The organism is Thermus aquaticus, assembly GCF_001280255.1.
In the GTDB taxonomy this organism is placed as follows: Bacteria; Deinococcota; Deinococci; order Deinococcales; family Thermaceae; genus Thermus; species Thermus aquaticus.
In genome coordinates this window covers 720,956-742,597 of record NZ_LHCI01000106.1, presented here as the reverse complement: position 1 = coordinate 742,597, position 21,642 = coordinate 720,956, and the positions used below count along the sequence as shown (strand labels likewise).

Here is a 21,642-nt window from a genome sequence, read left to right as displayed (position 1 = left end):
GGGCGTACCCCAGGGCCAGCCGCCCCGCGGGGTCCAACCCCAGGGCGGTGAGGAGCTCGTACCCGGGCCGCCTATCCTTCCCCACCCGGGCTATCCCCTCCAGGGCCCGGGTAAAGGGCTTTGGCCTGGTGGAAGCGGTTCTGGAGGGGAGAAGGGAGCGAGGCCACCATCTCGCTCACCCGGGCTGAGCCTGCGGCCAAGGCGCCCCGCACCACCTCTTCAAACCGTCGGTGGAGGCGCTTATCGGGGGAAAACGCTCGCAAAACGGCCCGTGAACTCCTGGAGCCTGGCCTCGGCCACCTTGAGCATGTCCATGGATCACCCCCGGTACCAGATACGGGCTGCGCCCGCAAGGGGAGATTTACCACGAAACGGAGATGTGGGTAAAGTCCTGATCCAAAACACTCTGTCCCAGCTCAACCAAGAGCTGCAAGGGCTCCTACAAGTACAAGGCTTCATCTCTGATCAGTCCACGCCGCTCAGCCAAGGTCTCCAAACCTTGGAGCAGCGCCTTGACCCTCTGGCCTACCTGAAGCAACCTCTTCCCCGTGCTCAGGAGCTTCTAGGCGGCATCCTGCCCCAAGGGGTTCAGACTCTGCCTAGAGGCAGATTTGAGTGCCCCTACAACAGCGGCTGCACCCAGGTGGGCTCGAGCAACGACTTGGAGATGCGCTTCCAGAAGGCTGACGGCACCTGGAACAAACTTTTCGCGGACTGGGACTACTCCTCCAAGGGGGCTTCTTCGCCCACGGTATACGTGCACAATCCCTCCGATACGCAGGGCCAGTACCTGCAGGAGATGCCCACCAAGGCCTTCGGGAGCCTGGACCTTAAGGAAGACGGCACCAAGGAAGGTGAGGCCACCTTCCAGGCCACCTGGCGCCCGAGCACCTGCGTGAGCGGCAAGTACCTGACGGAGCCCGGGAACCTTTCCTTGACGGGATTCCTCCAGCGGCCAGTTGGCACGGGGCGTCTGGTGGACCTGCCATCTCTCAGCCTGACCACCAGCGCTTCCCAGCTCAAGCTGGTTTGGAACCTCAGCCTCCTCACCCAGGGCAATGACGCCGACCTCCACACCAAGGGATTCATCCAGATCAACGGCTCCAGCACCCCGGGGACCTGCGGCAGTCTGCTGGAGAAGTTCAACGCTTCCTCCGGTGAGGTGGACGTCAAGCTGGATACCCGGAACCACGCCGCCCGCCTCTACTTCAAGATCACGGACTGGAACGAGAACACCGGAGCCATTACCGTTCAAAACGGCTACCTGACGATAGACGGTAAGACCGTCACCTTCGCTGGCGTTCTGGACGACGCCAACGGCAACTGCGTGCCCGGAGAGAACCTCACCCTCACCTTCGCCGGCGGGCAGACCATGTCCCTGGAAACCTACCTCATCCAGAACCTGGAAGTTTCCCCCTGCAGGTAGCGGGGTACCCTGCATTAGCCCCCGGGGTTGCACCCCGGGGGTTTGGTATGATGCCCCCCATGAAGCGCCTTCTTGCCACCCTTGGCCTCCTCCTCGGCCTGGCCCTGGCCCAGGCCCCAGCCTACCCGGAGAACACCGCCGGCTTTGGCTACGCTCCCGATAAGGGCTTCTACCTGCAGGGGAGCCTGGTCCTGCCCTTTAGCCCCCTGGGGATAGACACCGGCCTGGACGCCCAGGTCCTCCTCTCCCAAAACCCGGAGGTCTACGCCCTCCTCAAGGCCAACCTCTTCCCCGGGCTCGTCATCGCCGACCTCTACGCCTCCTTGGGCCTGGGCCTGGACCTCCGCTACCCCTTTGGGGTCCACCTGGGCCCTCTGGCGAGCGTGGAGCTGCCGGGCGGGGCCCTTTCCCTGGGCCTCGGCCTCGGGTACCAGGGGGGCTTCCACCTGGCCTGGGGAGCGGGCTTACGGCTCTACCTGGAGCCTTTGGCCCTCGAGGTCTCCACCTCGGACCGCTACCCCTTCCTCCTCGCCCTCCTCTACCTTTTCTAGCCCGGTGAAGAAGCTCCCCCTGGTCCTCTTCTCCCTCCCCGCCCTCCTCACCCTGGGGGTCTTCGTCCTTTACCCCTTTCTGGACGTCCTCCGCTTCTCCACCTGGGACTGGTCCGGCCTCTCCGAGCCCAAGCCGGTGGGCCTCAGGAACTACCGGGACCTCCTCCAGGACCCGGCCTTTTGGGGAAGCCTCTGGGTCACCCTCAAGTTCATGGCCCTGGCCCTGCCCCTCTTCGTGGGCCTCTCCCTGGCCCTGGCCGTGGCCCTGGAAGGGGCCCCTTACGAGCGCTTCGCCAAAAGCCTCCTCTTCCTCCCCGGCCTGGTGACCCTGGGCGGGGCCACGCTTTCCTGGTACACCCTCTTCACCCCGGAATACGGGGCCCTAGCCCAGTTCCTCCCCATCCCCCCCTGGGACCGGGAGGGCTTCTGGGCCCTGGTCATGGTGGTCCTCTTCACCCTGTGGCGGCACCTGGGCTACGGGGTCCTGGTGGCCTCGGCCCGGCTCAAGGCCATCCCCAAGACCCTTCTCGAGGCCGCCTACGTGGACGGGGCGGGGCCGTGGGAGGCCTTCCGCCACGTGGTCCTGCCCCTCATGCGGCCGGCGGTGGCCTTTTTGGTCGTGGTGGGCACCATCCTTTCCCTCCAGTCCTATGCCGCCGTCTTCCTCCTGACCCGGGGCGGGCCCTACGGGGCCACCCGGGTCCTGGGCTACTACCTCTATGAGACGGGCTTTGAGAACTTCCGCCTGGGCTACGCCGCGGCGGTGACCGTGGTCATCCTCCTCCTCACCCTCCTCTTCGCCTACGCCCAGCTCAAGCTCCTCCGTCACGGGGAGGAGTAGCGGTGGCGGGCCAACTCCTTCAGGTGCCCCTCAAAGTCGGCGTTCAGGAAAAGCCTGCCCTTGGCGTGGAAGAAGTAGAGGTAGGGCCGCCCCTTTTCGTCGGTGCGCACGGGGTTCAGCACCGCCAGCAATGCGGCCCGCCCGGGGTTGGCGATGGGCCCCGGGGGCAGGCCCCGGTAGCGGTAGGTGTTGTAGGGGGAGTCCACGGCGAAGTCCCCCGCCCTTCGGGAAAGCTCGGGAAGGCTCTTGCCCAGGGCGTAGGCCACGGTGGGGTCGGCCTGGAGGGGCATGCCCCGCTCCAGGCGGTTCAGGAAGACCCCGGCGATCTTGGGCATCTCCGCCTCGCTCCCCGCCTCCACCTGGACGATGGAGGCCAGGGTGACCCAGGCGTGGACCGACAGGTGCCGCTCCTCTAGGAGCCGCCTCACCGGGGGGGTGAGCTCGGCCTCAAAGCGGCGCAGCATGGCCCGCACCACCTCCTCGGGGGTGGCCAGGAGGTCAAAGGTGTAGGTGGCGGGGAAGAGGTAGCCCTCGAGGCCCTTCGCCTCCACGTAGGGGGGCTTCAGGGCGCCGGGGTCCTGGGCCAGGCGCAAAAACCCTTCCCCGTCCAGCCCCGCCTGGGAGAGCCTCTCGGCGTAGTCCACCGCCCGCTGCCCCTCGGGGAAGGTGAGGGTCACGGTGAGGGGCTTCTCCCCCCCGGTGAGGGCCCGGGCCAGGCGGAAGGCCCCGTCCCCCTGGAGGCGGTAGACCCCGGGAACGAGGCGCCGCTCCCGGCCGGAAAAGCGCAGGTAGGCGGCGAAGAGGGGTCCCGAGCGCACAAGCCCCGCCTCCTCCAGGACCCGGGCCGCCTCCACCCCCCTGGCCCCCCGGGGGATGCGCACCATGGCCTCCTTCCCCGTGGGGCCCATGAGCCAGAGGGCGTAGAGGAGGAGGAGGGCGAAGGTGACGAAGAGGGCCAGGACCCCCCGCCAGAGCCAGGTTCTAGACCCCTCGGGCAAGGTACCCCTCCAGAAGGACCACGGCGCTCATCTCGTCCAGCTTCCCCTTATCCTCCCGCACCCGCCTGGGGGCGTGGCGGAGCCGGGCCATGGCCGCCTTGGTGGTGTAGCGCTCGTCCCAAAGCTCCACCTCCACCCCCCGGGCCCTCAGGGCCTCCACCAGGGGGAGGACCCTCTTAGCCTGGGCGCTCTCCTTGAGATCGGTGCGGAGGGGAAGGCCCACGATGAGCTTGGCGAGGCCCTCCCGGCGCACGAAGTCCAGAAGGGCCTCCACGTCCTCCTCCAGGCTCCGGCGCACCAGGTACCCCCGGCCGAAGGCGAAGGGCAGGCCCTCCTCCCCCACGGCCAGGCCGATCCTGGCCTCCCCCACGTCAAGGGCGCCCAGCCGCATAGCGCACGCTTCGGTCCGCCAGGACCACCCCCAAGTAGAGGAGGGCCACCCCAAAGGCCCGCCCCGCCTCCTCGAGGCCCACCACGCCCAAGCGGTTCAGGGTGCTGGTGGAGGCCAAAACCAGGGCGGCCAGGAAGATGAGGGCCGTGCCCTGGGCCCTCAGAGGGTTCTTCTTCCAGAAGAGCAGGGTGGTGTAAAGGGCCACCCCCGCCATGAGGAGGGTGCCCAAGAGGTTGAAGGGGATGGTCCAGAGCCTGGGGGAGGTGAGGCTTGGGGGCGGGAAGGCGGCCCCGGAAGGGGTGTAGGGCTCGGGGAGCCGGGCCAGGTCCAAAGGAGCCGTGGCCACCAGGTAAAGGCCGAAGAGGACGAAGGGGACCAGGAGGGCGAAAAGCCCCCTGGCCACCTTGGGGTTCAGGAGGGCCAGGCTCCCTAGGCCCAAGAAGGTCACCCCGTGCATGGCCCCGGTAAAGTACCAGAGGCGGTAGAGGAAGGGGCTCCAGGCCCCCTGGAGCCGGGCCAGGAGCTCCGCCGAAACCGCCAGGGCGAAGAAGAGGAGGCCCAGGGCGTAGAAGGCGTTGTGGGGGGAGGGCCGGAGCCTATAGCGGCCGAAGGTGAGGGCGAAGAGGGCCCAGGAAAGGGCCACCGCCAGAAAGCTTAGGAGGACCATGCCCCTATTCTACGGGAGGAGCCCGGGCAGGGCCGCCTTGGCCCGCTCGGGGTCCAGGCCCCCGCCCTGGGCCAGGGCCCCCTTGCCCCCGCCCCGCCCCCCGGCCCGCTGGGTGAGGGCCTGGAAGAGGCTTCCCGCCTCGAGGCCCCGCTCCTGGGCCCCTTTGGAGAGCTTCAGAACCGCCTGCCCCCCGGAGAGGACCAGGGCCACGTCGGCCCCCCGGTTCACCAGGTCGTCGGCGGCCTGGCGAAGCGCGGCCATGTCCAGGCCGGGAAGCTCCAAAGCGGCCCACCTGAGCCCTCCCTTCTCCTCCAGGGCGACCCCGCCCCCACCCAAAGCGGCCTGGACCAGCCGGGCCTTGAGGCTTTCCACCTCCTTCTCCCGGGCCTTGAGCTCGGCGAGAAGCTTCTCCAGGCGCTCCTCCAAGGCGGCCTCCCCCACCTCCAGCCTTTCCGCCAGGGCCTTCAGGCGGGAGAGCGCCCCCCGGGCGAAGCGGATGGCCCCTTCCCCGGTGACGGCCTCTATGCGGCGCACCCCGGCGGAGACCGCCTCCTCGCTTCTTATGAGGAAGGCCCCGATCTCCCCGGTCCTCCGCACGTGGGTGCCCCCGCAGAGCTCCTTGGACTCGAGGCCCGGCACGGGGCTCCCCTCCACCCGCACCACCCGCACCACCTCCCCGTACTTCTCGCCGAAGAGGGCCATGGCCCCCTCCTTCTTGGCCTCCTCCAGGGGCAGGTAGCGCCAGGTGACGGGGAAGTCCGCCATGATCCAGCGGTTCACCAGAAGCTCTATGCGCTCAAGCTCCTCCCCTTTGAGGGGCTCGGGGTGGGTGAAGTCAAAGCGCAGGCGGTCCGGGGCCACCAGGCTCCCCGCCTGGCGCACGTGGGGGCCCAGAACGGCCCTCAGGGCGGCGTGGAGGAGGTGGGTGGCGGTGTGGTTCCGCTCGGTGTCCCGGCGCCTGGGGTCCACCACCGCCCTCACCCTCTCCCCCACCCTAAGCACCCCCTCCTCCACCCGCGCCCGGTGGAGGAAGATGCCCCGCTCGGTCTTCAGGGTGGTCTCCACCCGGGCCCGGCCCCCGGGCCACTCCAGAAGGCCGAAGTCCCCGATCTGCCCGCCCCCTTCGGCGTAGAAGGGGGTCCGGTCCAGGACCACCTGGACCTCGGTGCCGGGGCCGGCCTCGGGGAGGCTCTCGTCCCCCGCCAGAAGGGCCAGGACCTGGGCCTCGGCCTCGAGGGTGCCGTAGCCCAGAAACTCGGTGGCCCCCCGCTCGGCGTAGAGCTCCTCCAGGACCTGGGCGCTTCGCTTGAAGATCTCCCGCTCAAAGGCCATGGCCGCCCGAGAGCGCTCCTGTTGCTCCTCCATGGCCCGCTTAAAGCCCTCGGTGTCCACGCCATAGCCCCTCTCGGCGGCGATCTCCACCGTGAGGTCCAGGGGGAAGCCGTAGGTGTCGTAGAGGCGGAAGGCCTCCTGCCCCGGGAGGACCTCCCCGGGCTTCAGGCCGGAGAGGAGGGCGTCAAGCCGCCTCAGGCCCCCCTCCAGGGTCTCCAGGAAGCGCTCCTCCTCGAGGCGGATCTGCTTCTCCACCGCCTGTAGGTTCTCCCGCATCTCCGGGTAGAAGTCCCCAAGGAGCTCCGCCACCACCGGGGCCAGCCGGTGGAGGAAGGGCTCGGCGAGGCCCAGGAGGTAGCCGTGGCGCAAAGCCCGCCTCAGGAGGCGGCGGATCACGTACCCCCTCCCGGTGTTGGAGAAGGTAACCCCGTCCGCTAAGGCCGCCACCACCGCCCGGACGTGGTCGGCGATCACCCGGTGGCTCACGCTCTCCTTGCCCAGGTAAGGCCTGCCGCTCAAGAGGGCTACCCGCTCAATGATGGGGTAGAAGGTGTCCGTGCGGTAGAAGTCCTCCACGTCCTGGAGGATGGCGGCCACCCGGTAAAGGCCCATGCCGGTGTCAATGTTCTTCTGGGGCAGGGGCTTCAGGATCCCGGGGCCGGGGATGGGCCCCTGGCGGTCGTACTGGGTGAAGACCAGGTTCCAGATCTCCACGAACCGGTCCCCGCTCCCGGTGTTGGGGCCGGTCTCGTCGGGGGTGCCGAAGGCGGGCCCACGGTCGTAGAAGATCTCCGAGCAAGGGCCACTAGGCCCGTTGGGCCCGTGGGTGATGGCCCCGCCCGGCCAGTAGTTCTCGTCCTCGCCGAAGCGGCCGATCTTCTCCTCGGGCACCCCCACCAGGTCCCGCCAGATGGCGTAGGCCTCGTCGTCGTCCTCGTAGACCGTGACCCAGAGGCACTCGGGGTCCAGCTTGAGGTGCTCGGTCAAAAATTCCCAGGCCCAGAGGATGGCCTCCTTCTTGAAGTAGTCCCCAAAGGAGAAGTTGCCCAGCATCTCAAAGAAGGTGTTGTGGCGCCCCGTGCGGCCCACGTTCTCAATGTCCCCCACCCGGAGGCACTTCTGGCAGGTGGTGATCCTGCGCCACTCCCGGCCCCCGAAGATGGGCTTGGCCCCCAGGAAGTAGGGCTTTAAGGGGGCCATGCCCGCCGAGGTAAAGAGGAGGGAAGGGTCGTTCTCGGGGATGAGGCTAAAGGAGGGCAGGCGCAGGTGGCCCTTGCTCTCAAAGAAGGAAAGGTACTTCTCGCGGATCTCCGCCGTGCGCATGGCTTTGATTATAGGCTCTGGCCGCCCGGGCGTGGGGAGGCCATTCCCTTAGAGGCTGTCGTAAAAGTCCTCCAGGGGCAGTTACGCGGCCCTGGCTAGCCGCTTCACCAACAATCGTAGCATGCCCAGATAGACCCAGGCCTCGCTTACCCGAGGGTTCTCCTCATAGTCCTTGGCAAGACGCCGGTTCCGCCCCAGCCAGGCAAAGGTCCTCTCCACCACCCACCTCTTAGGTAAAGGCTTGAACCCACGCTCCCGCGGAATCTCCGGCACCTCCGCCCCCTCCCGCACCCAGACCCCCCGTACCCCCGCGTAGGGACGGGCCACCACCTCCAGCTCCAAACCCAGGGAAGAAGCCGTCTCCTTGAGGCCCCGGTACCCCCAGTCCACGAAAAGCTTCCGCACCCGTGGCCACAAGGAGAGGTCCATCCCCGCCAGCAAGGCCCGCCCACCCCACTTGTCATGCTCATTGGCCGGGTGGACAAAGACCTTCAGGAGGCGGCCCCCCGTGTCCGTTAGGATCTGGCGCTTTCTCCCTTTGACCTTTTTCGCCCCATCGTTTCCCCGGGGCCCCCTTTTTCCGTCGTTTGCAAGGTACGAGCTTCGCTCGTGACCACCGACTGACTGTCCATGACCAGGGCGCTGGGGGAAGCGGGTCTCCCTTCTCGCTCCCGGTCCCGGCGGACCAGGGCTTGCACCGCTTTCTCCCACACCCCCTCCTTCTGCCACTGGCGAAAGTAGTGGTAGACGGTGGACCAGTGGGGCAGGTCATGGGGCATGGCTCGCCAGGGAATGCCGTTCTTCAGGACGTAAAGGATGGCGTTCATGATCTCTCTTCTGGACACCTTGGCGGGCCGGCCGCCGGGCTTGGGGGCGGGGATGAGGGGCTCCAGGAGGCCCCACTCCTCGTCGGTTAGGTCGCTGGGGTAACATCGTCTAAGAGGCACCCTTCAAGGATACCACCCTTTTACGACAGCCTCTTAAACTGGACCCATGAAGGTCCAGATGCGCCGCTACACCCTGAAGGAGGGGGCCAGGGAGGCCTTTCAGGAGGTCTTCCTAAAGACCATCGTCCCCCTGCGCCAGGCCCTGGGCTTCCAAGTCCTCGGGGCCTACTGGCTCTCGGAGCGGGAGTTCCTCTGGTTCGTGGCCCACGAGCGCTTTGAGGAGGCGGAGAAGGCCTACTACGAGCATCCTGAACGGCAAAAGGTGAGGCCCCAGGAGTTCCTGGAGGCGATGGACACCCGCTTCGTGGAACGCCTCCTGTAGCCTGGGCCACGCCCCTCCCCGCCTCCCGGGGTAAGCTTGGGGGGTGGAGGTCTTTGCCCTCGTCCTGCGCAACCTCATGGCCCGCCCCGTGCGGAGCCTCCTCACCCTCCTGGGGGTCCTGGTGGCCACCAGCAGCATGGTCCTCTTCCTTTCCTTCGGCGAGGGCCTGAGGCGGGCCCTTTTTCAGGAGCTTTCCCGGGTGGGCCCCGCCATCCAGGTGGTGCCCGAGGGCACGGAAGGCTTCGGCTTCTCCCCTTCGCCGGAGATCACCCCGGAGACCTTCCAGGCCCTTTCCCAGGCGGGGAAGGCCCTGGGGGTGCGGGCGGTCATCCCCACGCTCCTTCTCACCCGGGGGGGCTTTGACCCCAACACCAGCTTCTTCTTCCAGGGCCTGCCCCCGGGCGTGGCCCCGGACCTCCTCTACCCGGGGGTGAAGGCTAGGGAAGGCCGGCTTCTCCCCTCGGAGAAGGGGGCGGTGGTGGGCGGCAGGATCGCCAAGCGGAACGGGCTTTCCCTGGGAAGCTCCCTGCGGCTTTCCCCCAAGGTTACCCTGAAGGTGGAGGGCATCCTGGAAGAGGCCGGGGGCCTGGCCGACAACCTCATCTTCGTCCCCCTTCCCGTGTTGCAGGAGGTCCTGGGCACCAGGAACTTCAGCGCGGTTCTGGTAGCCCTGAACCCGGGGCAGAAGGCGGAGGAGGTGGCCCGGGCCCTGGAAAGGGCGGTACCCGGAGTGAAGGCCCAGACCACGAGCGAGGTCATGCGCTTCGCCGAGCGGGCCTTGCGCATCAGCGACCTGGTGCGCTTCGGCATCAGCCTGGTGGCCCTCACCGTGGGCGGCCTCCTGGTGGCCAACACCGTGATGATGTCCGTCTACGAGCGCATCCGTGAGTTTGGCGTCATGCGGGCTCTGGGGGCTAGGCGGGGCTTCATCTTCCGCCTGGTGCTCCTCGAGGCCCTCCTCCTGGCCCTCATGGGGGGCCTTCTGGGCCTTGGGGTGGGGAGCCTGGCCTCCTCGGCCATCAACCTCTACACCCTGGACCAGGTGGGCCTGGCCCTTTCCGCCGTCACCGCAAGGCTTTCCCTCTTCGCCCTGGGCATAGCCCTCCTCCTGGGCCTCACGGCGGGCCTCCTTCCCGCCTACAACGCGAGCCGCATCCCCGTGGTGGAAGCTTTGGGGAGGGTGTGATGCTAAGGGCCGAGAACCTCACCAAGCGCTACCGGCAGGGAGATAAGGAGGTGGTGGCCCTGGAGGGCTTCACCTACGCCTTCCCCAAGGGGGCCACGGCGGTGGTGGGGCCTTCGGGAAGCGGAAAGACCACCCTTTTAAACCTCCTCGCCGGCTTTGACCTGCCCACGGAGGGCGGGGTCTTCCTGGACGAAACCCCCCTCCACCGCCTCTCCGAGGACGAGCGGGCGGGGGTGCGCCTCAGGCACATGGGCTTCGTTTTCCAGCAGTGGAACCTGATCCCCACCCTCACCGCCCTGGAGAACGTGGCCTTTCCCCTCCTCCTCTCGGGCTGGCCCCGGGGGAAGCGCCTGAAGCGGGCAGCGGAGCTTTTGGAACAGGTGGGCCTGGCCCACCGCCTCCACCACCTGCCCCACCGCCTCTCGGGCGGGGAGCAGCAAAGGGTGGCCCTGGCCCGGGCCCTGGCCCTGGACCCCGGGATCCTCTTCGCCGACGAGCCCACGGGCAACCTGGACGCCGAGAGCCGGGAGCAGGTAGCCGCCCTCCTCTTCGCCCAGGGGAAGGCCCGCACCCTGATCCTGGTCACCCACGACCTGGAGCTGGCGCAAAGGGCGGAGCGGATCCTCTACCTCAAGGGGGGCAGGCTCCTGCGGGAGGAGATCCTAGAGGTTCCTCAGGGCCAGCACCTCTAGGGCCCTATCCCGGTTCCCGTTGCAGCTTATCCGCCTGGGGGTGGGGCGGTTCATGGCCCCAAAGCGGAAGCGCAACTCGTACCCCAGGGAGCGGTAAAGCTCCACCGGGGACATCTGGCCCAGGGGTCCTGTGGCACAATACCCCCCATGGGCAAGCGCGTGGTGGTGGTGGTGGGTGGGGTGGCGGGCGGGGCCTCCGCCGCCGCCAAGGCCAAGCGGGAAAACCCCGAGCTGGAAGTGGTGGTCTACGAGAAGTCCGGGTGTGACGGCCCTGAGGGGAAGCGGCCGGGTGGAGGCGGTGGAGACCTCGGAAGGCGTGGTGCCCACCGATTTGGTCCTCATAGCCACCGGCATCCGCCCCAACGTGGAGTTAGCCCAGGCCATGGGCGTGGCCCTGGGGCCCACCGGGGCCATCGCCACCGACGAAAGGATGCGCACCAACCTGGAAGAGGTCTACGCCGCCGGTGACGTGGCCGAGAGCTTCCACCAGGTCCTTAAGCGCCCCTACTGGCTTCCCCTGGGGGACGTGGCCAACAAGCACGGCCGCACGGCCGGCGCCGTCATCGCCGGGAAGGAGGCCCGCTTCCACGGGGTGGCGGGGACGGCCATCTTCAAGGCCTTTGGGCTGGCGGTGGCCACCACGGGGCTTTCCCTGGAGGCCGCCCTGAAGGAGGGCTACGCCGCCAAAAAGGTCTTCATCAAGAGCCGGGACGGCGCCCACTACTACCCGGGAAGCCAGCCCCTCTTTGTGGAGCTGGTCTACGAGGAGGGGACGGAAAGGCTTCTCGGGGGCGCGGTGGTGGCCTTTGGCCACGGAGCCCTGCGCGTAGACGCCCTGGCGGCCCTTCTTTCCAGGGGCGGGACCGTGGAGGACCTCCTGGCCCTGGACCTGGCCTACGCCCCGCCCTTTAGCCCCGTCTGGGACCCCCTCCTCATCGCCGCCCAGGAGGTGCGCTAAGGGCTCGCGCTTTGGTTTCGCAACACGGAGTGCCCAAATCGGGGCTTTGGAAGGGCTTTTCTGGGGCCCCACAAAGTTCCGGGAAGCGGCCCCATTTGGTGTAGCTTGGGACAAAACACACCGCTTTTCCGTGTGAAGCTTCGGGGGCTACACCCTACACCGGAAAGCCTCCAGGGCCCAGACTGGGCCTGGGAGGTGTCCGATGGAACCCTTAAGCGTGCTGACCCCCGAGATGCGGCAGGAGGCCGAGGCCCTGAGACGGGAGTGGGCGGAAAACCCCCGCTGGAAAGGCGTGAAGCGGGACTACCGGCCCGAGGACGTGGTGCGCCTCAGGCCCAGCGTCATGGTGGAGCACACCCTGGCCAAGCGAGGGGCGGAGAAGCTCTGGCGGCTCCTCCACGAGCGCCCCTACGTGCACACTTTCGGGGCCTACACCGGGGCCATGGCGGTGCAGATGGTGCGGGCCGGGCTGGAAGCCATCTACCTCTCCGGCTGGCAGGTGGCCGCCGACGCCAACCTGGCCTGGCAGACCTACCCCGACCAGTCCCTCTACCCTTACAACTCCGTGCCCCAGATCGTGAAGCGCATCAACAACGCCCTCATGCGGGCCGACATGATTGAGCGCTCCGAGGGCAAGGTGTCCCGGGACTGGTACGTGCCCATCGTGGCCGACGCCGAGGCGGGCTTCGGCGGGGCCCTGAACGTCTTTGAGCTCACCAAGGCCATGATTGAGGCCGGGGCCGCCGGCATCCACTACGAGGACCAGCTGGCCTCGGAGAAGAAGTGCGGCCACCTGGGGGGGAAGGTGCTGGTGCCCACCGCCCAGCACATCCGCACCCTGCAGGCGGCCAGGCTCGCGGCGGACGTGATGGGCGTGCCCACGGTCATCATCGCCCGCACCGATGCCGAGGCCGCCACCCTCATCACCAGCGACATAGACGAGCGCGATAGGCCCTTCATCGTCCCTGGCGAGCGCACCCCCGAGGGCTTCTACCGGTTCAGGAACGGGATTGAGGCGGGGATCGCCCGGGCCTTGGCCTACGCCCCCTACGCCGACGTCCTCTGGATGGAAACCTCCAAGCCCGACCTCGAGGAGGCCCGAAAGTTCGCCGAAGCGGTCAAGCGGGAGTTCCCCGACAAGCTCCTCGCCTACAACCTCTCCCCTTCCTTCAACTGGAAGAAGTTCCTGGACGACGAGACCATCGCCAAGTTCAACCGGGAGCTGGGGGAGATGGGCTACAAGTTCCAGTTCATCACCCTGGCGGGCTGGCACACCCTCAACTACTACATCTGGGAGCTGGCCAAGGGCTACAAGGCCCGGGGCATGCCCGCCTTCGTGGAGCTCCAGCAGAAGGAGTTCCTGGCCCAGGCCCAGGGCTTCACCGCCGTGAAGCACCAGCGGGAGGTGGGGGCCGGCTACTTTGACGAGGTGGTCCTGGCCCTCACCCAGGGCGAGGCCTCCACCCTGGCCCTCAAGGGCTCCACGGAGGAGGCCCAGTTCACCGAGGAGCCCGCCCACTGAGGTTGCTCTGTCCTCGCCCCCCGGGGTTCCCGGGGGGCTTTCCCACCCTAAGTGTGGGCACTTTGGTTTCGCAACACGAAGCGCCCAAGCCGGGGCTAAGGGCTTTTCCGGGGCACTTAAGGCGGGGGCCCTTTTGGTGTGGAAAAAGGAAACGCCCTCTTTTATAGTGTGTACACCATGACGGAAGCCCCCACCATCTGGCTACGCTACCTGGAGGACCTCCGCCCCCACCTCCGGGGCCGGGACCACCGGGGCAAGAAGGGCTCCTTGCGCTGGCTGGAGGCCCTGGTGGCGGAACGGGGCGGGCGGGCGGGGACGGTGCGCAACATCCTTTACAAGGACCTGGGGAGCCCCGAGGAGAAGGAAAGGCTTTATGGCGTCCTGGCTGACCTCTACCGGGAGGCGGGCCTCACCCCCCCACCCCCGCCCCCGGAGCTCTTCCTGGAGACGGCCCGCAAGGCCCTGGGCCGGGACAAGCGCCGTATCTTCCGCCGCTTCCTCAAGGAGCTGGAGGCGGGGGAAAGGCCCCAGATGGTGGTGGGGGGGGGGCCCGCCACGGGAAAGGGGGTCCTCCTCTCCGCCCTGGGACGGGCCCTCTCCGCCCTGCCGGGCAAGGAGCCCGTCCTCCTCAACCTGGGCGGGGAGCTGGCCCAGGCCCTGGTCCCCCTGAGCGAGGCCCTGGGGGTAGGGGAGGAGGTGCGGGCCCTTTTGGCCCAGCTCTCCCCCACCCAGCCCTACGGCCTCCAGGGGGCCTTACAGCAGGAGGTCCTCCTCCTCCTGGCCCAGGCCCTGAACCGGGAGGGCCGCCCCCTCCTCCTGCGGGCCGAGGCTGAGGGGACCCTGGAAGGCCTCCCCTTAAGGGGGCCTGACGGGAGCCGCAAAGGGCTCGCCGCCTGGCTGGAGCCCTTTTTGAAGCGCCTTTTCATCCCCTACCTGGCCGCCCTTTCCGAGCCCCCGCCCACCCTGCCCTACCAGCCCCTCTCCCCCCCGAGCCGGGAGGAGGCCCGCCGCTTCGTGCGGGAGAGGCTTCCCCACCTGCCCCCGGAGCGCCTCGAGGCCCTGGTCAACCAGGCGGGGCGCAACTTCGGGGAGCTTTCCCGCCTGGTCCTCCTGGAAGCGGCCAAGCACGACCCCAAAACCCCCCTCCAGGACGACCCCGCCCTGAGGCCTCTCCTCCAGGCCCTGGCCGCCTTCAGCCCCGAGGCCGACCCCGCCTTCCCCCTGGAGCTTCTGGAAAAAGCCCTGGGCAAGCCCATAGAGCGCTTCTCCCAGGCGGAAAAGGCCCTTCTGGACTGGGTGGGGGAGGGCCTGGTCCGCCCCGCCCTGAGGAGCCTCCTGCCGGAGGAGGCCCCCAGGGCCCTCCACCGCCTGGCCCTGGACCTCTTCCCCCGGGAAAACCTCTTCCGCAAGCTCTACCACGCCCGCAAGGCGGGGGAGCGCCGGGTGCTCCTGGAGCTTTTGGAGGAGGACCCGGCCCGGCTGGCCCTGCTCCCCGGCCTCTGGGAGGAGGCGGAGGGCTGGCCCAAGGAGGAGCGGGAGGCCCTGGCCGGGGTGGTGGTGCGCTACCGGGCCGTTTTGGGCCAGTACGCCCACCCCGAGGCCGAGGAGGCCCTAAAGGTCCTTTCCCGGTCGGAAAACCCCGCTCTGCGCACCTGGGCCCGCATCAAGGCGGCGGAGGCCAGGGCGGACGCCGCCCTTTACCGGGAGGCCGAGGAGCTCCTTCCCCCCAAGAAGGACCTGGAGCACCTGGACGAGACCGCCCGGGCGGAGGGGCTTTTGGTGATGGCGGCGGTGGAGCGCTGGAAGGGGGACTACGAGAAGGCGGCCCGCTTCGTGGCCGAGGCCGAGGGCCTGTCCGTGGCCCCCTTCCTGAAGGACCGGGTCCAGCTCTGGCGGGGTCTGGTGGCCAAGGACCTGGGCCGGTACGAGGAAGCCCTAAAGGCCCTCTCCCAGGTGGGGCACGACCCCCTCCTCCTGGGCCGGGCCCGCTACCAGATGGGGGACCTCCTCATGCGCCTGGGCCGCCTCGAGGCCCAAGCCCGCATGGCCGAGGGCCTAAAGGCCCTGGAAGAGGCCGGCGCCCCCAAGGACGAGGTGGCCCGGGTGCGGGCCCGCTACGCCACCCTCCTGAGGCGCCTAGGCCGCTATGAAGAGGCGGCGGAGGCCCTGAAAAAGGCCCTGGCCGAGGCCGAGGACCCCTTCACCCGGGCCCGGGTGGAAAGCGAAGGGGGCATCCTCCAGGCCGCCTGGGGCAGGCCCTTCGCCGCTTTGGAACTTCTGGCCCGGGCCGAGGCTTACTTCCGCACCACCAAGGAGAGGCCCAAGGAGGCCCGCTACCGCCACCTCCGCACCCTCTTCCGCCTGGGGGCCACCTACCTTCTCCTGGAGGCGGGCCAGCCCTACCGCCCCCCCTTCCTGGGAGGCCTCACCGCCCCTCAGGCAAAGCGCCTCCTAAAAGACCTCCTCACCGCCATTCCCGAGGAGGCCACGGACCGCTACACCGCCCTCAGGTTGGACACCCTGAGCCTCCTGAGCCTTCTCCTTCCCCCGGAGGAGGGGAAGGCCCTCTTAAAGCCTTTCCTCTCCCTGGAAAACCCCTACCTCCGGGCCCAGGCCCGCCTGGGCTACGCCGAGGTCCTGGCCCGGGGCGGGGGCTTCGGCGAGGCCCTGGCCCAGATCGTGGCCCTGCCCCCCCTCGAAGACCCCGGTCTTCTGGCCCAGGCCCGGGCGGTGGAGGTCCTGGCCCTTTTGGGCCTGGGGGAGGAGGAGGCCGCCTGGCAGAAGCTTTTGGAAGGGGCCAAGGACCTCCCCCCCGCCTTCCGCTTCCAGCTGGGCCGGGCCCTGGGCCGCTTCTGCCCCAAGCTGGAAGCGCGCCTTTCCCTAAGCCCCCTGGCCCTCCCCGAGGCCCTGGGCCTCCATCTGGCAAATCCCGACTGAATCACTATACTTTTGAAGGGTAGTGGGCTATACTCTAACTGCGAACGGGTCGCAGTAAGAGGACCCGGTATTAGGAGGCAAGAGCATGAACCAGCTGGAAATCCGCGACCTCTGGGCATCCATTGACGGCGAGATGATCCTGAAGGGGGTGAACCTGGTGGTGCCCAAGGGCCAGGTCCACGCCCTCATGGGCCCCAACGGGGCCGGCAAGAGCACCCTGGGCAAGATCCTGGCCGGGGACCCGGAGTACCAGGTGGAAAAGGGGGACATCCTCCTGGACGGGGAGAGCATCCTGGACCTCTCCCCCGACGAGCGCGCCAGGAGGGGCCTCTTCCTGGCCTTCCAGTACCCGGTGGAGGTCCCCGGGGTCACCATGGCCAACTTCCTCCGCCTGGCCCTCCAGGCCCGCCTGGGCCGGGAGGTGGGGGTGGCGGAGTTCTGGACCAAGGTCAAGAAGGCCCTGGAGCTTCTGGACTGGGACGAGGGCTACCTCTCCCGCTACCTCAACGAGGGCTTCTCCGGCGGGGAGAAGAAGCGGAACGAGATCCTCCAGCTTCTGGTCCTGGAGCCCACCTACGCCATCCTGGACGAGACCGACTCCGGCCTGGACATTGACGCCCTGAAGGTGGTGGCCCGGGGGGTGAACGCCATGCGGGGACCGGGCTTTGGCGCCCTGGTCATCACCCACTACCAGCGGCTTCTCAACTACATCGTCCCCGACCGGGTACACGTGATGATGGACGGGCGCGTGGTGGCCGAGGGCGGCCCCGAGCTGGCCCTGGAGCTGGAGGCCAGGGGTTACGAGTGGCTTAGGGAGAAGGTCAAGGAGGGGGCATGAGCGAGGTAGATCTCCGGACGCTGGGAGAGGAGTACAAATACGGCTTTGTGGACGAGGTCAAGCCGGTCTTCGTGGCCGAGCGGGGCCTCTCCAGGCGGGTCATTGAGGCCATCAGCTACCACAAGGGCGAGCCCGAGTGGATGCTGAAGTTCCGCCTTAGGGCCCTAGAGATCTTCCAGAAGAAGCCCATGCCCACCTGGGGCCCCGACCTCTCGGGCCTGGACCTGGACAACCTGGTCTACTACGTGAAGCCCGCCGAGGTGCGGGACGCCAGGAGCTGGGAGGAGGTCCCCGAAGAGATCCGGAAGACCTACGAGCGCTTGGGCATCCCCGAGGCGGAGCGGAAGGTCCTGGCCGGGGTGGGGGCCCAGTACGACTCGGAGATGGTCTACCACCGGGTCAGGGAGGAGCTGGAGCGGCAGGGGGTCATCTTCGTGGCCATTGAGGAGGGGATGAAGAAGTACGAGGACCTCTTCCGGGAGTACTTCGCCAAGGTGGTCCCCCCCGAGGACAACAAGTTCGCCGCCCTGAACTCCGCCGCCTGGTCCGGGGGCTCCTTCGTCTACGTGCCCCCGGGGGTCAAGGTGGAGCTCCCCCTGCAGGCCTACTTCCGGGTCAACACCCCGGAGTTCGGCCAGTTTGAGCGCACCCTCATCATCGTGGACGAGGGGGCCGAGGTGCACTACATTGAGGGGTGCACCGCCCCCATGTACTCCACGGAAAGCCTCCACACCGGGGTCATTGAGATCGTGGTGAAGCGGGGGGCCAAGAGCCGCTACACCACCATCCAGAACTGGTCCACCAACATGTACAACCTGGTGACCCAGCGGGCCTTGGTCTACGGGGACGCCTACCACGAGTGGCTGGACGGCAACCTGGGCTCCAAGGTCACCATGAAGTACCCCTCCAGCTACCTCCTGGAGCCCGGGGCCCGCACAGAGATCCTCTCCATCGCCTTCGCCAAGACGGGCCAGCACCAGGACACCGGGGCCAAGATCGTCATGGCCGCCCCCCACACCTCGGGGACCATCGTCTCCAAGAGCATCTCCAAAGGGGAGGGGCGGGCGAGCTATAGGGGCCTGGTGAAGGTCATGGAGGGGGCGCGCCACGCCAAGGCCAACGTGGAGTGCGACGCCCTCCTCATTGACCCGGAAAGCCGCACCGACACCTATCCCTACATTGAGATTGAGGAGGAGACCGCCCACGTGGGCCACGAGGCCACGGTCTCCAAGATCAACGACGAGCAGATCTTCTACCTCCAGACTCGAGGCCTCAAGGAGGACGAGGCGGCTGCCCTCATCGTGCGGGGCTTCATTGAGCCCATCGCCAAGGAGCTCCCCCTGGAGTACGCCGTGGAGCTGAACCGCCTCATTGAGCTGGAGATGGAAGGCTCCGTGGGCTAAGGAGGCAGGATGCAGGTACTGGACAAGACCCAAGTGGAGGCCATCTCCCAGGCCCTGGGCGAGCCCGCCTGGGCGTTGAAGAAGAGGCTTGAGGCCCTCGAGGCCTTCGCCCGCCTCCCCTACCCCAGCAGGAAGGACGAGAACTGGCGCTACACCGACCTCTCCGAGGCCCCCCTGGACCGGCCCGTGGAGGCCCCCAAGGGGCTTTCCCTCACCCGGGACACCCTCCCCGAGGCCGTGAAGCGGCGGCTGGAGAAGACCGATGTGGCCGCCTTCCTGGTCTTCGTGGGGCCCGACCTGGTCTACGCCGAAGTCCCGAAGGAGCTCAAGGCCCAGGGCCTCGTTCTCACCTCCCTGGCCGAGGCCATGCGCCTACACCCGGAGAAGGTGGAGGCCAGCCTCTTCCAGGCGGTCTTCACCGAGGACAAGTTCGCCGCCCAGAACTCGGCCTTCTTCACCCACGGGGCCTTCCTCTACGTGCCCGCCGGGCTAGAGCTGGAAAAGCCCGTGGGGGTCTTCAAGGTGCTCCTGGAAGGGAGTAAGGCCTCGGCGGGGCGGAGCCTCCTCTTCCTGGAGGACAACGCCAAGGCCGCCTACATTGAGGAGTACCTCTCCCCGGACCTCCCCCCTACCCTTCACCTCTCGGCCACGGAGATGGTCCTGAGGCCCGGGGCCAGGCTCCGCCACGCCCACGTGGAGACCTTCGGCGACGGTGTGTGGCACTTCCACCGCCAGCGGGCCCTCCTGGAACGGGACGCCGGCCTCAACGACCTGGTGGTGAACCTGGGCGGGGCCTACGCCCGCAGCGAGGTGGCCTCGGAGCTTCTGGGCCCGGGCTCGGAAAGCGAGATGCTGGGCCTTTACTTCGGCCACGGGCGGCAGCAGTTTGACCACTACACCCTCCAGCACCACGTGGAGCACCACACCCGCTCGGACCTCCTCTATAAGGGAGCGGTGAAGGACGAGGCCCGGGCCGTCTTTTCCGGCCTCATCCGCCTGGAGCGGGGAGCCCAGAAGACGGACGCCTACCAGGCCAACCGCAACCTCATCCTCTCCCCCACGGCCCGGGTGGACTCCATCCCCCAGCTGGAGATCGGGGCCAACGACGTGCGCTGCACCCACGGCTCCACCACCGCCCCCGTGGACGAGACGCAGCTCTTCTACCTCCAGTCCCGGGGCCTGCCCAGGGCCTTAGCCCAGGAGCTTCTGGTGAAGGCCCACCTGGCCGACGTCCTCACTCGCATCCCCCTAAAGGCCCTCCGGGCCCACATTGAGGCGGTGATTGAGGAGAAGGTCCGCCTCTAGGTCCTAAGGGGGAAGCGAAGGCTTCCCCCTTATGCTTTTCCCATGTGGACCCCAGTAGCTAACCTCAAGGAGTTCAAGGACGGCCGCCTGGTGATCCGGCGGCCTGAGCACAGGAGGCCTATTCTCCTCCTCTACACCGGGGAGGAGGTCTTCGCCCTCGAGGACCTCTGCACCCACGACGGCGGCCCCCTGCATGAGGGAGAGGTGGAGGAAGGGGCCATCGTCTGCCCCCGGCACGGGGCCCGGTTTGACCTGAGGACCGGCCGGCAAACCCTCCCCGCCCCCAAACCCCTAAAGGTCTTCCCCGCCCGGCTGGAGGGGGAGACCGTGCTTCTAGACCTCTAATACCTTCGTGTGCTACCTCATAAGTGCCCGCACTTTGATTTCGCAACATGGGGTGCCCAAGCTGGGACTGTGGAGGGGCTTTTCTGGGGCCCCCACGGCGGCAAAAGCCGCGGTGGGGTACTTGGCTCTACTCCGGCCATCCTGAGGAAGACCCTGCTCCGAATGAGGCTGTGGACCAGCAGGGGATCCTGCCCCTGACCCTGGCGGTTCATTTGGGGCTGGGGTCCCAAAGCGGCTCAGCATCTAGGGGGAGGGGACCTCCCGGACACCCCCTCCACTGAAGGTGCAGGTCCCCACCTTTGCGAAAGTTGCCCCTTCGCGCAGGGAAAGGCCCCGGAAGGACCTGGAGCGGGAGCCGGCCCGCATAGAGTTGCGGTGGATCCCCGGGAATCACCGCATAAACCCCGCAAGGAGAGGTGGGGGAGGGAGGCCTCCAGGGGGTGGAAAGGTATGCGGCGGGGATAGGAGGCCTTCAATCTTGTCCCTGTTCATGGACGGAGAGGGGGGGACAAGGGCAAGAAGGCCCGGCGAAGCGGGTAACCCCCCGTTTGGTAGAATGCGCGCGATGGTGAAGAGCAATAGCCTCCTGAAAACCCTAAGAAGAATCAATGAGGTCCTGGAAGGCCTCTTTTACGCTGCCATCCTCTTCATCCTCCTGTTAGAGTTAGTTCCTACCCTCAAGGCAAGCCCTTTTCTACGCCTTCTGGTCTGGCCGGCTGCAGCGGTGGCCCTGACCTGGTTCGTGTCTCGGCTGGCCCTGATTTTTCTGGACAGAAGACAACTCTACGGCACCCTTATCGACCTGCCCACCTTGCTTTCCCCCGTGGTCTGGGCTACCATCCTGGCGCAGGCGGTGGGTGAGACGCTGAACCGCCTGCGCCCGGGAAAAAACTTGCCCACCCCCGCCACCTACCGGCCCAAGGGGACTTACCGCCTCCCTTTCCAGGGATGGTGGTGGGTGGGTAACGGCGGCCCCGACCCCGAGACCTCCCATTCCTGGGAGATTTTGGGCCAGCGCTTCGCTTACGACTTCCTGATCCGGGACGAGGAAGGCAAGACCCACCGGGGAAGCGGGCGGCGGCCAGAGGACTACTACGCCTTCGGCGCCCCCGTCTGCGCCCCTGCGGACGGGGTGGTGGTGGCGGTGCAGAATCGCCACCGGGACTGCCCCTGGCCGGGCCTCCTAGACCCCTTGGCCTGGAGCATTGTGGGGAACTACGTGCTCATCCGGCACGAGGGCGGAGAGTACAGCCTTCTCGCCCACCTCAAGAGGGGAAGCGTGCGGGTGCGGCCTGGGCAGTGGGTGCGGGCAGGGGAGGTGGTGGGCGAGTGCGGCAACTCGGGTCACTCCACGGAGCCCCACCTCCACTTCCAGTTCCTGGACCGCCCCAACGTCTTTCTGGGCCTCTCTCTCCCCATTCCCTTTTCCGGTTTCCTCCGCAAGAAGGAGGACGGGGCCTTGGAGCGCGTGCCCCTCGGCTTTCCCGTGCGCGGGGAGGAGGTGGCCCCCATGAGCTAGAGGCTGTCGTAAAAGTCCTCCAGGGGCAGTTACGCGGCCCTGGCTAGCCGCTTCACCAACAATCGTAGCATGCCCAGATAGACCCAGGCCTCGCTTACCCGAGGGTTCTCCTCATAGTCCTTGGCAAGACGCCGGTTCC

19 protein-coding genes and 1 pseudogene are annotated in these 21,642 nt (G+C 67.7%); 14 read left to right on the top strand and 6 right to left on the bottom strand.

Annotated features, from left to right (window positions below):
- Positions 1 to 667: 667 nt before the first annotated feature.
- The 3 genes from BVI061214_RS05045 to BVI061214_RS05035 are packed head-to-tail and all read left to right on the top strand — an operon-like array spanning position 668 to position 2,818.
- A complete protein-coding gene (locus tag BVI061214_RS05045) occupies positions 668 to 1,426 on the top strand; it encodes a hypothetical protein (RefSeq protein ID WP_053767525.1) in 759 nt (252 codons plus the stop codon).
- 59 nt (positions 1,427 to 1,485) lie between these two features.
- Entirely contained in the window at positions 1,486 to 1,977 is a 492-nt protein-coding gene (locus BVI061214_RS05040; protein ID WP_053767524.1) for a hypothetical protein, read from the top strand.
- A 4-nt stretch (positions 1,978 to 1,981) separates the two neighbouring features.
- A complete protein-coding gene (locus tag BVI061214_RS05035) occupies positions 1,982 to 2,818 on the top strand; it encodes a carbohydrate ABC transporter permease (RefSeq protein ID WP_053767523.1) in 837 nt (278 codons plus the stop codon).
- Here the strand turns inward: BVI061214_RS05035 and mltG are convergent.
- The 5 genes from mltG to BVI061214_RS05010 all read right to left on the bottom strand — a co-directional run bounded on the left by mltG (position 2,803) and on the right by BVI061214_RS05010 (position 8,476).
- Positions 2,803 to 3,816: an endolytic transglycosylase MltG gene (gene mltG, locus BVI061214_RS05030; RefSeq protein WP_053767522.1), complete on the bottom strand. Its 1,014-nt coding sequence runs from the start codon at positions 3,814 to 3,816 to the stop codon at positions 2,803 to 2,805. The genes BVI061214_RS05035 and mltG overlap by 16 nt on opposite strands.
- Positions 3,800 to 4,207 (bottom strand): Holliday junction resolvase RuvX, encoded by a 408-nt coding sequence (gene ruvX / locus BVI061214_RS05025; RefSeq protein WP_003043646.1) that lies wholly within the window; start codon positions 4,205 to 4,207, stop codon positions 3,800 to 3,802. Before ruvX ends, mltG begins: the two co-directional genes overlap by 17 nt.
- Positions 4,188 to 4,874 carry a hypothetical protein gene (locus tag BVI061214_RS05020; protein WP_053767521.1) on the bottom strand — a complete coding sequence of 229 codons (687 nt, stop codon included), beginning with the start codon at positions 4,872 to 4,874 and terminating at the stop codon, positions 4,188 to 4,190. The genes ruvX and BVI061214_RS05020 overlap by 20 nt, the downstream gene beginning before the upstream one ends.
- A 9-nt stretch (positions 4,875 to 4,883) precedes the next feature.
- Complete coding sequence (gene alaS, locus BVI061214_RS05015; RefSeq protein ID WP_053767520.1) at positions 4,884 to 7,529, bottom strand: alanine--tRNA ligase; 2,646 nt, start codon at positions 7,527 to 7,529, stop codon at positions 4,884 to 4,886.
- An 81-nt stretch (positions 7,530 to 7,610) separates the two neighbouring features.
- Positions 7,611 to 8,476, bottom strand: a protein-coding gene (locus BVI061214_RS05010) for an IS5 family transposase (RefSeq protein WP_169775283.1) whose coding sequence is annotated in 2 segments (ribosomal slippage) — positions 7,611 to 8,098 and positions 8,098 to 8,476 — 867 coding nt in all. Because the reading frame shifts where the segments join, the coding sequence is not laid out codon by codon here.
- A 46-nt stretch (positions 8,477 to 8,522) separates the two neighbouring features.
- Here BVI061214_RS05010 and BVI061214_RS05000 point away from each other — a divergent pair.
- The 3 genes from BVI061214_RS05000 to BVI061214_RS04990 are packed head-to-tail and all read left to right on the top strand — an operon-like array spanning position 8,523 to position 10,676.
- Entirely contained in the window at positions 8,523 to 8,798 is a 276-nt protein-coding gene (locus BVI061214_RS05000) for an NIPSNAP family protein (protein ID WP_053767518.1), read from the top strand.
- Positions 8,799 to 8,841: 43 nt separating this feature from the next.
- Positions 8,842 to 9,984, top strand: coding sequence for an ABC transporter permease (locus BVI061214_RS04995; RefSeq protein ID WP_053767517.1), 1,143 nt, complete (start codon positions 8,842 to 8,844; stop codon positions 9,982 to 9,984).
- Entirely contained in the window at positions 9,984 to 10,676 is a 693-nt protein-coding gene (locus BVI061214_RS04990) for an ABC transporter ATP-binding protein (RefSeq protein WP_053767516.1), read from the top strand. Before BVI061214_RS04995 ends, BVI061214_RS04990 begins: the two co-directional genes overlap by 1 nt.
- Here BVI061214_RS04990 and BVI061214_RS12895 read toward each other — a convergent pair.
- Entirely contained in the window at positions 10,647 to 10,790 is a 144-nt protein-coding gene (locus BVI061214_RS12895; RefSeq protein WP_156303224.1) for a hypothetical protein, read from the bottom strand. The two genes, BVI061214_RS04990 and BVI061214_RS12895, sit on opposite strands and share 30 nt — an antisense overlap.
- Before the next feature lie 148 nt (positions 10,791 to 10,938).
- Between BVI061214_RS12895 and BVI061214_RS04985 the strand changes: the two are divergent.
- The 8 genes and pseudogenes from BVI061214_RS04985 to BVI061214_RS04950 all read left to right on the top strand — a co-directional run.
- A pseudogene (locus BVI061214_RS04985) lies at positions 10,939 to 11,634 on the top strand (FAD-dependent oxidoreductase); the annotation flags it as partial.
- Between the two features lie 202 nt (positions 11,635 to 11,836).
- The gene (aceA, locus tag BVI061214_RS04980; RefSeq protein ID WP_003043619.1) at positions 11,837 to 13,156 is read left to right on the top strand and encodes an isocitrate lyase; all 1,320 of its coding nucleotides are present in this window, start codon (positions 11,837 to 11,839) and stop codon (positions 13,154 to 13,156) included.
- A gap of 177 nt (positions 13,157 to 13,333) precedes the next feature.
- The gene (locus BVI061214_RS04975; protein ID WP_053767515.1) at positions 13,334 to 16,093 is read left to right on the top strand and encodes a hypothetical protein; all 2,760 of its coding nucleotides are present in this window, start codon (positions 13,334 to 13,336) and stop codon (positions 16,091 to 16,093) included.
- An 85-nt stretch (positions 16,094 to 16,178) separates the two neighbouring features.
- Complete coding sequence (gene sufC / locus BVI061214_RS04970) at positions 16,179 to 16,931, top strand: Fe-S cluster assembly ATPase SufC (RefSeq protein ID WP_053767514.1); 753 nt, start codon at positions 16,179 to 16,181, stop codon at positions 16,929 to 16,931.
- Positions 16,928 to 18,334, top strand: a complete 1,407-nt coding sequence (gene sufB / locus BVI061214_RS04965) for a Fe-S cluster assembly protein SufB (RefSeq protein ID WP_003043610.1) — start codon at positions 16,928 to 16,930, stop codon at positions 18,332 to 18,334. Before sufC ends, sufB begins: the two co-directional genes overlap by 4 nt.
- A gap of 9 nt (positions 18,335 to 18,343) precedes the next feature.
- A complete protein-coding gene (gene sufD / locus BVI061214_RS04960) occupies positions 18,344 to 19,639 on the top strand; it encodes a Fe-S cluster assembly protein SufD (RefSeq protein ID WP_053767513.1) in 1,296 nt (431 codons plus the stop codon).
- A 42-nt stretch (positions 19,640 to 19,681) separates the two neighbouring features.
- Complete coding sequence (locus tag BVI061214_RS04955) at positions 19,682 to 19,984, top strand: Rieske (2Fe-2S) protein (protein ID WP_053767512.1); 303 nt, start codon at positions 19,682 to 19,684, stop codon at positions 19,982 to 19,984.
- Between the two features lie 565 nt (positions 19,985 to 20,549).
- Complete coding sequence (locus BVI061214_RS04950; RefSeq protein ID WP_162208009.1) at positions 20,550 to 21,503, top strand: M23 family metallopeptidase; 954 nt, start codon at positions 20,550 to 20,552, stop codon at positions 21,501 to 21,503.
- Positions 21,504 to 21,642 lie beyond the last annotated feature (139 nt).